8 protein-coding genes are annotated in these 14,132 nt (G+C 39.1%); all 8 read right to left on the bottom strand.

From position 1 onward, the window contains the following. Window positions 1–152 precede the first annotated feature (152 nt). The 8 genes from nusA to ACQKMI_RS08775 all read right to left on the bottom strand — a co-directional run bounded on the left by nusA (window position 153) and on the right by ACQKMI_RS08775 (window position 13,710). On the bottom strand, window positions 153–1,292 hold the full coding sequence (gene nusA, locus ACQKMI_RS08810) for a transcription termination factor NusA (protein ID WP_323645114.1): 1,140 nt from the start codon (window positions 1,290–1,292) through the stop codon (window positions 153–155). Between the two features lie 30 nt (window positions 1,293–1,322). Next, on the bottom strand, window positions 1,323–1,793 hold the full coding sequence (rimP, locus tag ACQKMI_RS08805; RefSeq protein ID WP_323645115.1) for a ribosome maturation factor RimP: 471 nt from the start codon (window positions 1,791–1,793) through the stop codon (window positions 1,323–1,325). A gap of 732 nt (window positions 1,794–2,525) precedes the next feature. Beyond that, the gene (locus tag ACQKMI_RS08800) at window positions 2,526–6,857 is read right to left on the bottom strand and encodes a PolC-type DNA polymerase III (protein WP_427488181.1); all 4,332 of its coding nucleotides are present in this window, start codon (window positions 6,855–6,857) and stop codon (window positions 2,526–2,528) included. Between the two features lie 571 nt (window positions 6,858–7,428). Then, window positions 7,429–9,135 (bottom strand): proline--tRNA ligase, encoded by a 1,707-nt coding sequence (locus ACQKMI_RS08795; RefSeq protein WP_427488180.1) that lies wholly within the window; start codon window positions 9,133–9,135, stop codon window positions 7,429–7,431. A 365-nt stretch (window positions 9,136–9,500) separates the two neighbouring features. Further along, window positions 9,501–10,763, bottom strand: a complete 1,263-nt coding sequence (gene rseP / locus ACQKMI_RS08790) for an RIP metalloprotease RseP (protein WP_427488179.1) — start codon at window positions 10,761–10,763, stop codon at window positions 9,501–9,503. Between the two features lie 45 nt (window positions 10,764–10,808). Further along, a complete protein-coding gene (dxr, locus tag ACQKMI_RS08785; protein WP_323645119.1) occupies window positions 10,809–11,954 on the bottom strand; it encodes a 1-deoxy-D-xylulose-5-phosphate reductoisomerase in 1,146 nt (381 codons plus the stop codon). Between the two features lie 164 nt (window positions 11,955–12,118). Next, window positions 12,119–12,919 (bottom strand): phosphatidate cytidylyltransferase, encoded by an 801-nt coding sequence (locus tag ACQKMI_RS08780; RefSeq protein ID WP_427488178.1) that lies wholly within the window; start codon window positions 12,917–12,919, stop codon window positions 12,119–12,121. Beyond that, on the bottom strand, window positions 12,916–13,710 hold the full coding sequence (locus tag ACQKMI_RS08775) for an isoprenyl transferase (protein ID WP_323645122.1): 795 nt from the start codon (window positions 13,708–13,710) through the stop codon (window positions 12,916–12,918). Before ACQKMI_RS08775 ends, ACQKMI_RS08780 begins: the two co-directional genes overlap by 4 nt. Between the last annotated feature and the right edge of the window lie 422 nt (window positions 13,711–14,132).

Genomic DNA, 14,132 nt, shown 5'->3' with positions numbered 1-14,132 from the left:
GAGGTGGACTAGCCGTGCACTACATTGGTTATATACTTGCATTTTAATTTAATACCGTACTATTTTCCATTGTAGGCTCTGCCATTATTCAGTCGGCGCAGCCCAACGCCTACTGAATAATGGTAGTTAACTAGTCACACGGGCTTTCTTACTTATTCTTCGTCGTCTTGATATAAATCAACTGTCACATCATCAAAATCACTTTCTTCATCCTCAGCAGGTATGAAAGTGCTTGTAGCAGATGGATAAATACCTAACTCACGAGCATCTGTTTCACTCTTAATATCAATTTTCCAGCCAGTTAACTTGGCAGCTAAACGAGCATTTTGACCACGTTTACCAATTGCTAATGATAATTGATAGTCTGGAACAACAACTGTAGTAGATTTTTCTTCTTCATTTACTTGAACATCTAAAACCTTTGATGGGCTAAGAGCATTTGCTACAAACACAACTGGATCTTCTGACCATTCAACGATATCGATTTTTTCGCCGTTCAATTCATTTACAATTGTTTGCACACGAGCGCCTTTTGCCCCTACACATGAACCTACTGGATCTACTTCTTCGTTATGTGCATGAACAGAGATCTTAGAACGGTCACCTGCTTCACGAGCAATTGACTTAATTTCTACGATACCTTCGTAGATTTCAGGTACTTCCATTTCAAATAAGCGGCGTAATAAACCAGGATGTGTACGTGAAACAATTACTTGTGGTCCGCGTGTAGTACGTTCAACCTTTGTAATATAGACCTTGATGCGATCGTGTGGATGATATGTTTCACCTTGAATTTGTTCATTTTGTGGTAATGCAGCTTCTACTTTTCCTAGACCTACGTAAATATTACGAGCATCTAGACGCTCAACTACACCAGTTACGATATCATCTTCACGGTCCACATATTGCTCGTAAATAAGGCCACGTTCTGCTTCGCGCACACGTTGTGTAACAACTTGTTTCGCTGTCTGTGCAGCAATACGACCAAAGTTTCGTGGTGTCACTTCCTGTTCCACGATATCTTCTAATTGATATGCAGGGTTGATTGCCTTGGCATCTTCTTCAGAGATTTGTAAACGATCATCTTCTACTTCTTCAACAACATCTTTGCGTGAAAAGACACGAATAGAGCCCTTATCTAAATTTAAGTCCACACGAACATTTTGTGCTTGATTGAAGTTGCGTTTGTAAGCTGTAACTAATGCCGCTTCTATTGCTTCAATTAACACATCTCTTGAAATTCCTTTTTGTTCTTCTAGCGCATTTAGCGCATCTAACAAATCACTACTCATTTTATTTTCACTCCTAAATATGCATTATGCTTAAAAATCGATGGCTAGTCGTGCCAATGCGATTTTATCTTGTTCAATTGTTACTGTAATTTTACGCGTTTTAATGCGTACTTCCATCACTAATGTATGTTCATCGTATGACGTTAAGTAGCCTTGGAATTCCTTCATGTCCTTGATGGGCTCATAGGTTTTAACATAAATAAATTTGCCAATCGCTTTTTCAAAATCAGTGTCTTTTTTTAATGGACGTTCTGCTCCAGGTGAAGAAACTTCTAAATAATAGTTTTGTGTAATTGGATCATTTTCATCCAATAGCAAACTTAGTCGTTCACTAACTTGAGCACATTGTTCAATGTCAATTCCACCTTCAGGTGTATCTACATAAACACGTAAAAACCAGTTACGTCCTTCTTTTACGAACTCGACATCTACAAGCTCAAGATTCAACTCTTCAACAATCGGTTTAGCGAGCTCTTCAATTAAAGATGGTACTTTGCTCATTGTTTCCTCCTGCATCTATCAAATTCTGGCGTAATAAAACAGAAATTCCACCAGTAGCTTTGGTGAAATTTAACGGTCTTACCTGCTGTTAGTCAAAAATTTGTTTTGCTACGGTATAACAACAGAAAAGAGCGGGAAGGTCCCACTCTTTTGCTGGAAAAATATCAACAAATTATTACCATAAGGATAGCATAGTTTACAGCACAATGCAAATTTCCTTTTTCTAGACATCTATTAGGTATAGCCATAATTTGTGTCTGGAAATTGAAATTTATACTTAACTTAAGCTCATCACCATAACGTGGAGGCGATTTCCGTTCCGACTGGGCGCTTTCCTGGGGGCGTCGGGGCAACAGGATGTTGGTCACGAAGGCGTTATCACAGGACGTGATGCTTTTAGCCTTCGTTCCCCTTCCGCTTCGCTCCAGGGTCTCGGGCCAACAGATGTTTTCTGCGCGAAAGCGTAGTGCTAACGTAGCGGCAGCAGCACCGATGTTGGTCACGAAGGCGTTATCACAGGATGTGATGCTTTTAGCCTTCGTTCCTCTATCGCTGATCCCCGAGGAGTCGCCCGGTCGTAACCAAGATCACCTTGTATGCATGGCATATGTCTTAACAAATGTCTTCTTTACTTTGATGACGAACTTAATTTGATCATAAATCGGATAAGTTATTCATATTTGATAGTGATACCATTAGACATCGCTTGATACATCACTATCATATTGAAGATTAGAAAAGTGATAACTGATTGGCATCAGGCATTCCTTCTAAACAACCCAATTGATCCATGTATTCTATTAATGTTTTGGATACTCGACCTCGTTGCTGTAAATCTTCCTTCGATAAAAATTCTCCGTCCTCACGTGCTGCCACAATTTGGTTAGCAACGTTTGTACCAAGACCAGGAATCGCATCGAATGGTGGAATTAAAGAGTTCCCATCAATGATAAATTCACTAGCCTGTGAACGATATAAGTCCACCTTCTGGAAGCTAATACCACGCTCACACATTTCAAGTGCTAATTCCATTACAGTTAATAGGTTTTTCTCTTTTGTTGAAGCATCTAAACCCTTCAGATTGATTTCATCAATTTTTGTACGAATCATTTGCGGACCCTGTACCATGGCAATTAAATCAAAATCATCTGCACGAACTGTGAAATACGCTGCGTAATAAAGAATTGGGAAATGTACCTTAAACCATGCAATACGAACTGCCATTAACACGTAAGCGGCAGCATGGGCTTTCGGGAACATGTATTTTATCTTTTTACATGACTCTATATACCAGCCTGGTACTTTATTCGCCAGCATTTCCGCTTCGAATTCTTCAGATAATCCTTTCCCTTTACGCACGGATTCCATAATTTTAAACGCTAGTGACGGTTCTAGATCTTGATAAATTAAATACACCATAATATCGTCACGACAGCCAATTACTTCTTTCAGCACACATGTACCGTTGTGAATTAACTCTTGCGCGTTACCAAGCCATACGTCTGTTCCGTGTGATAGTCCTGAAATTTGCACGAGCTCCGAGAATGTTGATGGCTTTGTATCTTCAAGCATTTGGCGTACAAAACGGGTACCGAACTCAGGAATGCCGAGTGTTCCTGTCTTACAGCCAATTTGTTTTTCTGTTACGCCTAAAGTTTCTGGAGAACTAAAGATTTTCATAACGACTGGATCATCTGTTGGAATGGTTTTTGGATCTATCCCTGATAAATCCTGCAACATCCGAATCACAGTCGGATCATCGTGCCCAAGTATATCAAGCTTTAAAATATTATCGTGAATGGAATGGAAATCAAAGTGCGTTGTACGCCATTCTGAATCCTGTGCATCCGCAGGGAATTGCACTGGTGAGAAATCATAAATATCCATATAATCTGGTACTACGATAATTCCTCCAGGGTGCTGTCCTGTTGTACGCTTTACGCCTGTACAGCCTTGTACTAAACGATCTACCTCGGCACCGCGGAAATGTAGGTTATTATCATTAGCATAGCCCTTTACATAGCCATACGCTGTTTTCTCTGCGACTGTACCGATTGTTCCTGCACGATATACGTAATCCTCACCGAATAATACCTTCGTATAATTATGGGCTTGTGGTTGATATTCCCCGGAGAAATTCAAATCGATGTCGGGTACCTTATCTCCTTTAAAGCCAAGGAACGTTTCGAACGGGATATCTTGCCCATCCTTTTTATACGGTGTTCCACATTCTGTACAATCTTTATTTGGCAAGTCGAAGCCTGAGCTTACTGAACCATCATTAAAAAACTCTGAATGCTTACAATTTGGACAAACATAATGAGGAGGCAATGGATTTACTTCAGTAATCTCCATAAAGGTCGCCACTAATGAAGATCCAACTGAACCACGGGAACCTACTAAATAGCCATCAGCTAATGATTTTTTCACAAGCTTCGCAGAAATTAAGTAAATTACTCCGAAACCATGGCCTAAAATTGACTTTAATTCCTTTTCAATTCGGGCCTTCACGATTTCTGGTAACTCTTCTCCGTATATAAGATGGGCCATTTCATAGGTTAAATTTGTAACCTCATCATCTGAGCCTTCAATTTTTGGTGTATATAAATCATCTTTAATTGGCTTAACATCACCAATCATATCTGCGACCTTTTGAGAGTTGGTAACAACTACTTCCTTCGCAAGATCCGGTCCTAAAAAATCAAATTCTTCAAGCATCTCATCCGTCGTTCTGAAATGAACTTCAGGCAGCTTCGATCTATTTAATATGTTGGCACCACCTTGAGAGCCAATTAGAATTTGTCTAAACATTCCATCTGTCGGATCTAAGTAATGGACATTACCGGTCGCTACAACGGGTTTATCCATTTTCTTCCCTAGCTTTACGAGCTTGCGAATAATATCTTCAAGTGTCCATTCATCACGTACGACATTGCGCTCAATTAACGGTGCATACACGGCCTTTGGTTGAACTTCAATATAATCATAGAATCTCGCAATTTGCTCTGCTTCCTCTGGGGATTTATTCATCATCGTCTCAAATAATTCACCATTATTACAACCTGATCCGATTAATAACCCTTCTCTATATTGCTCTAAGACCGCTCGTGTGACACGAGGAACACGATAGAACGTTTTTGTATGGGAGTGGGTGACTAATTTAAATAAATTTTTTAGTCCAGCATTATCTACAGCTAATATCGTACAATGCATTGGTCGTCCCTTTTTATAGGCATCCCCGCCACCAACATGCTTATTAAAGTCGTCGTGATATTTAATACCTAATTCATCTGCATCTTTTAACAGCTGTAAAAGTAAGAAGCCGGTTGCTTCTGTATCATAAATAGCTCGGTGATGCTGAGTTAAATCGATATTGAATTTTTTACAAAGTGTATTTAGTCGATGGTTTTTCATCGTTGGATAAAGTAATCGAGCTAGCTCCAATGTATCAATAACTGGATGAATTGTTCCATCTAGTCCATATTTTTTATAGCCTGTGTATAAAAAGCCAATATCAAATGATGCATTATGGGCTACTACTATGCCATCTCCGATAAATGCATGGAACTCCTTAATGACTTGCTCCACTTCTGGTGCATTTCGTACCATATCATCTGTAATGCCTGTCAGTTCAATGGTCGTCGCTGAAAGCGGGTGATGGGGATTGGCAAAGCTTTCGTATTTGTCGATTACCTGCCCATCTTTAATTTTCACCGCGGCAAGCTCAATGATCGTATCGTAAGCAGTAGATAGGCCTGTCGTCTCTACGTCAAATACGACATAGGTATCATCATCTAATAATCGGTGCTCAGCTGCATAAGCAATCGGCACACCATCATCTACTAAATTAGCCTCCAAGCCATAAATAACTTTTATACCATGCTTTTTCCCTGCTGCATAAGCCTCTGGGAAGGATTGCACAACAGCATGGTCAGTAATAGCCACGGCTGGATGACCCCACTTTGCAGCCTGCGCAACAAGTCTATCAACTGGTGTCACAGCGTCCATTGTGCTCATTGGTGTATGCAAATGCAATTCAACTCGTTTTTCTCCCTCTGGCGCCTTATCCTGTCGTGTTTCTTTTCTGATTTCATTGATATCATTTGCCATAACGATTAAATCACGAATGAATGTGTCAGTTTGTACGGAGCCTCGGACTTTTACCCACATACCCTTTTTCAAATGTTGCATAAGTTCCGCATCATCATTATCACGTGAGAACATTTTTACAACGATAGAATCCGTATAGTCGGTAATTTTAATTTGCAATAAAGAACGACCGCTTTTCAGCACTTTAACTTCTGCATCAAATACAAAGCCTTCAATGATCACACGACGTTCTTCCTCAACAATGCGTTTAATTTCCATTGTTTCATCATCTTTAATTAACATACCAAGCTGGAATGGTCGATCACCAAGGTTGGCAAGAGCCGGATTTTCTTTCTTCTCCTTCTCACGTTTTTGGTAATCTTCTATTGCTTGCTGAGCTAAAGCGGCTTCTTCTAAGCGCCTCTGCTCCATGAAAGCTTCCTGTGCCGCAATCATTTCTTCTGTTTGATCTTGGAGCACGAAATCTAGCACAATATGCGGAAAGCCGAACTGACTATAGCTTGCAGAAAGCTTTTCTGCATACTTTGTTTTCAGCATCATAAATTCCATTTCCTGCATGCAGGATAACGTAATTTTTTGCCCATTCCACATAGGGACTTGCGATACTAGGCAATTTTTTAAAGTTGGCGCCATATCATCGATTTGCTCTACTACTGTTAACCAATATTGTTGGACAAGCTCCTCCGTCACATTTTTCTCTACCGTATCAAAAGTTGTGTGGATTTCAGCGATAGCTGAAAATTTCTCAGCTAAACGAGTACGAAAAAGTTGGTATAGTGAAAAAGGAAGTATATCTCGTAATTTAATAGCGAAATTCCATAGCCTGTTCTTTTTGTGTACAGTTAGTCGTGATAATTCACCTTCCTCAAAAAAGGACATATACACATCTTCTGTTAATTCTAGTTGTTGCAAGAGCGTTTGAAACCTTGCTCTTGCTTCTTGTTGCTGTTCCAATCTATTGACACCTACTTTCAGAAAGAGGCAGACTTACATGCCCCATGTTTTATTTCCTCACCAACATTTACGATTTGAAGGAACAAATGCACTAAAGCGCTCGTTTACATCCGACAAGCGCTGGAGAGCCCGAAGCAAAAGTAAGCGATCTACCTACTTTTGCCCGAGGGATCGAAGCGACCTCGAGGATGTAGCGCTTTAGCCTAGACGGAAAAAAATTCGCACCCTTTCCACGGGCGACCGTCAAGCTTCACAAATCCTAAACATCTATGAATTCATGCTTGGCTCGCTGTCCCCGAGAAGTGGCGCGAATTTTTTATCTATTTAATACCATTTGGGACAGCCTAAAGGAAAATCAATTATGCCTCGGCATAATTGCGTCCGGAATCGGCTTTGTGCTTAGGCCTGCTGAGGGCCGACACGATGTCGGTCATTTCGGTAATGCCACAGGACGTGGCGTTCTTAGACTGAGTTCCTCTATTTCAGCGGGTGTTTGGACACCCACTGAAAAGTAGCTTAAACCCGCATTCATCTCACCACCATAGAGGCGGGAGACTTCCGATGAAAGAAATTAATGTTTGCGGAAAAATTCATTTAAGCGATCAATGACCTCTTCTTTTTTCCATTCGAACGTTTCACCCGTTTGACGGAATTTAACCTCAACCATACCTTCAGTTGCTTTTTTACCTACTGTTACACGGACAGGTAAGCCAATTAAGTCAGCATCTGCGAATTTAACCCCTGCACGCTCTGCACGATCATCTAATAGCACATCATAACGGTATGATTTCAATAAGCCATATAGCTCATCAGCTAAGGCAACCTGTGTTTCATCCTTTGTATTAACCGGTACAACATGGATATCATAAGGAGCTAATTGTGTTGGCCAAACAAAACCATTTTCATCTTGGAAATGCTCTGCAACAGCAGCTAAAATACGTGATACACCAATACCATAGCATCCCATAATAAATGGCTGTGCCTTACCTTGCTCGTCTAAGAAAGTACCATTCATTTTTTCAGAGTAAGTTGTTCCTAATTTGAAAATATGACCAACTTCGATACCTTCTGCAAATTTAATAATACCTTGTCCATCTGGAGATGGATCACCCACTTGAATAAAACGAATATCTAAGTATTCATTCACTGCAAAATCACGCTCTGGATTAACATTTACTAAATGGAACCCATCCTCATTTGCACCAGCTATACCGTTACGAATCGATTTAATAGCATTGTCAGCTACTACTTTTACGTCTACTGGTAATTTAACAGGACCGATTGAACCAACCCCACAGCCTAATAAATTGCGGATTGCCTCTTCACTAGCAAGTTCAACAGAACCAGCATCAAGTGCATTTTTCAGTTTAATATCATTAATTTCGTGATCTCCACGAGCAAGTACAACAACTAACTCACCGTCTACGTCAAATACTAATGACTTGATGACATTCGAAGGGTCAACACTTAAGAAAGCTGATACTTCTTCGATCGTTTTCTGATCTGGTGTCGCCACTTTTTCATGGTCCTTTAATGCTGCATCTGATGGTTGATAGTCTACAAGAACTTCTGCCATTTCAATGTTTGCAGCATAGTCAGATGTATCAGAGTAGGCAATTGTATCTTCCCCAATTTCAGAAAGCACCATAAATTCATGTGTACCTTTCCCGCCAATTGAGCCTGCATCTGCAATAACTGCACGATAGTTTAAACCAAGACGAGAGAAAATATTTGAATACGCACGATACATATCATCATATGTTTCATCTAAACTTTCACGTGATGCATGGAAAGAATATGCATCTTTCATAATAAACTCTCTGCCTCGTAGTAAACCAAAGCGAGGACGCTTTTCATCACGGAATTTAGTTTGAATTTGATAAAGTGTTAACGGTAATTTTTTATAAGATTTAATTTCATCACGTACTAAAGTTGTAATCACTTCTTCATGTGTTGGCCCTAATGCGAAATCACGATTATGACGGTCCTTTATACGCATTAATTCTGGACCATATTTTTCCCAGCGGCCTGACTCCTGCCATAGTTCTGCAGATTGTAATGAAGGCATTAAAAGCTCAACTGAATTGATCGCTTCCATCTCTTCACGAACAATATTTTCTATTTTTGTTAACACACGTTTTGCAAGCGGTAAATACGAGTATACCCCACTTGTATTTTGACGAATAAACCCTGCACGCAGTAATTGCTTATGTGATTTTACCTCTGCATCAGCAGGTACTTCACGTAGCGTTGGGATAAATGTTTTACTTTGCTTCATTCAGTGTTCCACCTTTTTTATAGATAAGTTTTCAAGCGTGTTGATTAACCATTTTTATCCACTCTAATTAATTAGAAGGCTCTGATTTCCGCTACGGGCTACTCGCTTTCCTGCGGGCGAGCGTCGAGTAGCCCTCCGCTACAATCAGTTAAAATGGGCATTCATTAGCAAAATATCAACAAAAAAATCCTTTTATCAGCCAATATTAAACCTATATTTTCCTAATCAATACGCCTGATAAGTTTTTATACTCTAATTAGCATAAACAAATTTAGCTTTGAACGCAATGTTTCAAAAAAATTGCGCTCAAAGCTAAGGCTTGTTCTACATACGTTACTTGAAAAACTTCACTTCACTTTATTTAGTTAAAAGAAAAATCGTTGTATATCGTTCCATGTAACTACGACCATTAAGATCATTAATAGTACGATACCTACAAAATGAACAAGACCCTCTTTTTGACGATCGATTGGTTTACCTCTTACTGCTTCGAAGCCGAAGAACAATAGACGACCACCGTCAAGTGCTGGAAGCGGTAATAAATTCATAATTCCAAGGTTAATACTTAACATCGCAGCCCAATTCATTAAATTGATGAATCCATATTGAGCTACTTGCTCTGTCGCTTTATAAATGCCCACTGGACCTGATAAAGCATCTATCGTAAATTTACCAGTAATTAACATACCGAGCAATTCAAATATTCGAGCAGTCATAGTATAAGTTTCTTGAGCGCCATAAACAATAGCCTTTAACGGATTAAATTCACGTGGGCTCTCATACTTAACCCCTATTTGGCCAAATTTTTCGCCATTTTGTTCTATTTCTTTTACCGTCATATTTAAGTTAACTTGCTGACCATTTCGTTCAACTGTAACAGTAATATCTTCACCTGGATGATCTTGTACAATGGCAGCTAGATCTTGCCACTTTTCAACTGCTTGTCCGCCAATATTAACTACTCTATCACCTGCAAGCATTCCTGCTTGTGCAGCTGGATCATTTTCCACTACTTCTGTTATGATTGGCTCATACGTAGGCACACCATGAATTAATCCAATCAGTAAATAAATAACAAAAGCTAATATAAAGTTAAATAACGGACCTGCAAAGATTGTCATAGCACGTTGACCGACTGTTTTAGCGTTAAATTGACGATCATATGGTGCGATTAACGTTTCTTTACCGTTTTCTACTAGAATACAATCTCTTGCAACACTATAACGAACTAATTTTTCTTCTTCATCATAGCCTTCTACAAACAATTCCTTTTCTAAATCGGCACGCTCAACTTCTAAAAATAATAAATCTGGTAATTGCTTATTATTTTGATTAAAGATAATTTTCTTTACAACATTATCTTCATCTACAATAAGCCCTACTCGGTAACCCGGCTGTAGTTCGGTGCCATCCATGTCATCACCAGCCATACGAACGTAACCACCAATCGGCAATAAACGGATTGTATAGGTTGTTTCACCGTGTGTTTTCCCATAAATTTTTGGTCCCATACCGATTGCAAATTCTCGAACCATAATTCCTGCTCGTTTCGCAAACAAGAAGTGACCAAATTCATGAAAGAATACAAGTAGGCCAAATATCAAAATAAATGCAATAGCTGTTTGCATAATACCCCACCTTTAAAAGCGAATAGTTAACGATATCTTCTCTTTTTATTTTACCATGTCTAACACTGTTTTTCTCGTTTCACTGTCTACATGCAAAATTGTTTGCAAATCTGGCACTACTATATTGTTATGTGCTTGCATTACACGCTCAATCGTTTCGTCAATTTCAAGGAATGTTATTTTCCCTTGTAAAAATGCCGCAACTGCCGCTTCATTTGCTGCATTCATCGCTGTTAAAATGGTACCGCCTGTGCGCCCAGCCTCATACGCTAGACGTAATGCTGGATAACGTTCAAAATCCATTTCTTTAAAATGTAGCTGACCAATTTGTGCTAAATTAAGTCGTTGTCCGTTATGAAGTGGCATACGATCTGGATAGCTTAAAGCATATTGGATGGGTACACGCATGTCCGGCGTACCTAGCTGCGCAATGACACTAGTATCATGATACTCAACTAGGGAGTGAATAATACTTTCTCTATGCAAAAGTACATCTATTTTATCATAGGGCATATCAAACAAGACATGTGCTTCAATAACTTCTAGTCCTTTATTCATCATTGTAGCTGAATCTATCGTAATTTTCGCACCCATTGACCAGTTCGGATGGTTTAGTGCATCTGCAACCGTAACATGCTTCAATTCCTCGCGTGTTTTGTCACGGAAGCTACCACCAGAAGCTGTAATAATTAATCGTTCAATATTTTTCGGATTCTCACCATTCATCGATTGGAAAATTGCAGAATGCTCACTATCTACCGGTAAAATTGTTGCATTGTATTTCTTAGCCTCTGCCATTACTAAATGTCCAGCAGTTACAAGCGTTTCTTTATTGGCAATGGCAATTGTTTTGCCCATGCGAATTGCTGCTAATGTCGATTCTAGTCCAACACTTCCAAGAACCGCGTTTACAAGCACTGTCGAATCAGGATGTGTAGCAACCTCTACAAGCCCTTTTGCACCAAACGAAAAGTGTACTTGTGGATATTCTTTAGCGAGCATAATTGCATCTTCTTCTAATTGAACAGATACAAGCTCCGGCTTTAAAGTTTCAATCATTTCACGAGTTTTTTCGATATTTTTTCCTGAAGAAAACGCCACTAAATGAAAAGCATCGCGTTGTTCTTTTAAAATATCATAGGTTTGCCAACCGATTGAACCAGTTGCACCAAGTAAACTAATTTTTTTCACGACAAATTGTCCCCTTTTTCTTTCTCTGCAAATGATATAGCACGTTTATTACCCACTCTGTTTAGAGGAAAATGCTATTATTATGGCCCATCATCATAACGTAGAGTTGATTTCGGTTCTGACTGAGCGCTTTTTTAGAGGCGCCCGATGAGCCACTATTGTTTTTAGTTACCAAAAAAATGCAAAAAATGTAGTAAAGGCACGACGAATAGTAGACTATCAAAGCGGTCTAAAATACCGCCATGCCCAGGTAAAATTTTGCCTGAATCTTTTACGTCAAAATGACGCTTTATAGCCGATTCGACTAAATCGCCCATTTGACCAATAATTGACGCAAAGATCGTGATGAAAATAAGTGAGACATAACCATTCGCAAATGGATAAATTGCCTGCATACCAACAGCAAAGATTACTGCAATAACTATGCCACCTACAAAACCTTCTATGGTTTTCTTCGGTGAAATTTCAGGCCACAGCTTATTTTTACCTAATTTTCTTCCAACAAAATATGCACCTGAGTCAGTTGTCCAAACTATAAGTAAACAATATACGACAAACTCTAGACCATAGCTTCGTGTTTCAATTAAGTAATGGAAGCCTAATCCGACATAAAACGCACCTAATAAAATAAAAGCAACTTCATCGAATGTAATTTTATTTTTTACAAGGACTACGTAAATGAGCAAAAGCATCATTAGACCATACACAACCATTAAATCGGAGGAATAGCCAATTGTTTCTACTACCTTACTTGACCAGTCCTTTGGTATAACAAGTAATATTAATGTTAGTAGCCCTAAAAAACCTGGCACTGAAAAAAGTGAAATACCTTTCATTTTTAGTATTTCATAAAAGCCGACAACAGCCATTGCAAGCACAAAAATTGTAAATGGCACTTTTCCATAAATAACAAATGGAATAAATAGCGCTGCTGCAATTATTGCTGTGATAATTCGTTGTTTCAAGTTGTTCCTTCTCCCTTCAACCCACCGTAACGGCGATTACGTTTCTGGTAGTTTTCCACCGCTTCCAGTAAGTTTTCCTCGCTAAAATCTGGCCACAATGTATTTGTAAACCAAAATTCTGTATAAGCGAGCTGCCATAACATAAAGTTGCTTAATCGTACTTCACCGCTTGTACGAATTAATAAATCTGGCTCAGGTAGATGAGCCGTCATTAAATGAGATGTCAAGCATTCTTCTGTTATGTCTTGCATCGTTAATTGACCATCCTGCACCTTTTGAAGCATTGTTTTCATGGCATTAACCATTTCCGAACGACTTCCATAATTCAGAGCAAAATTTAAAATTAATCCTGTATTATGTTTCGTTTCCTCCATCGCCTCAAACAACGCTTTTTGCGTATGTGCAGGTAACAAAGATGGATCTCCTATCATTTCAACACGTACATTACGTTCCATCATTTCAGGTAAAAAGGAACCTAAAAATTCCACAGGTAAACGCATTAGAAAATCGACCTCAGGTTTTGGTCGCTTCCAATTTTCTGTAGAGAACGCATACACCGTTAAAACTTTAATACCTAGATCTGATGCAAATCTAGTTACCTTTCGTACAGTTTTCATACCTTCGTGGTGCCCAGCAACACGTGGCATGGCACGTTTCTTTGCCCAACGTCCATTTCCGTCCATAATAATCGCTACATGGACAGGAATCGGCTCGTTTTTAGCAAAGGCAACACGTTCCTCCAATGATTGTGAATCAATATTTATTTGTTTACCTAAAAGCTTTTTAAACATGCTAACTCCCCCACTACAACTAATCGGACGTATACTAACCTATCATAACAAATAAAAGCGCTTTTTGTCTTTTTTTCCCTCTAAATTGACTATGTATGAACTATCTTATTCTAGAACTACACATTTTTGGATGATCTCAGTAACGTTGAATCAATTTTCGTTCCGACTAAGCACAGACGAAATGGAAAGCAATTTATCTCATGACATAATTAAACTATCATCCCAACAAGGGCTACTCAACTTAAGGATCAATTATACCTCGGCAAAATCGTTGCTGTCGCTTCGCTTTCGCTACAGATAAACAATGCGTCCGGAATCAGCTTTGACCCTTATTTCGTTCAATCTTCAATCATGTACTCCGCTTAAGTAAAAAACAGTTCTTCTTAATCTTAAAAGAAAGCAAAATTAGATGAAAGGTATTT

This window comes from Lysinibacillus sp. NPDC097214, from assembly GCF_050277945.1.
GTDB lineage: Bacteria > Bacillota > Bacilli > Bacillales_A > Planococcaceae > Lysinibacillus > Lysinibacillus xylanilyticus_B.
The sequence above is the reverse complement of the archived record's forward strand: the minus strand, read 5'-3'. Positions and strand labels throughout refer to the sequence as shown.

Excerpts from the sequence above, each read along its gene's own strand:
- nusA (WP_323645114.1), bottom strand. The coding sequence starts at position 1,292 with ATGAGTAGTGATTTGTTAGATGCGCTAAATGCGCTAGAAGAACAAAAA.
- rimP (WP_323645115.1), bottom strand. The coding sequence starts at position 1,793 with ATGAGCAAAGTACCATCTTTAATTGAAGAGCTCGCTAAACCGATTGTT.
- ACQKMI_RS08795 (WP_427488180.1), bottom strand. The coding sequence starts at position 9,135 with ATGAAGCAAAGTAAAACATTTATCCCAACGCTACGTGAAGTACCTGCT.
- rseP (WP_427488179.1), bottom strand. The coding sequence starts at position 10,763 with ATGCAAACAGCTATTGCATTTATTTTGATATTTGGCCTACTTGTATTC.
- ACQKMI_RS08775 (WP_323645122.1), bottom strand. The coding sequence starts at position 13,710 with ATGTTTAAAAAGCTTTTAGGTAAACAAATAAATATTGATTCACAATCA.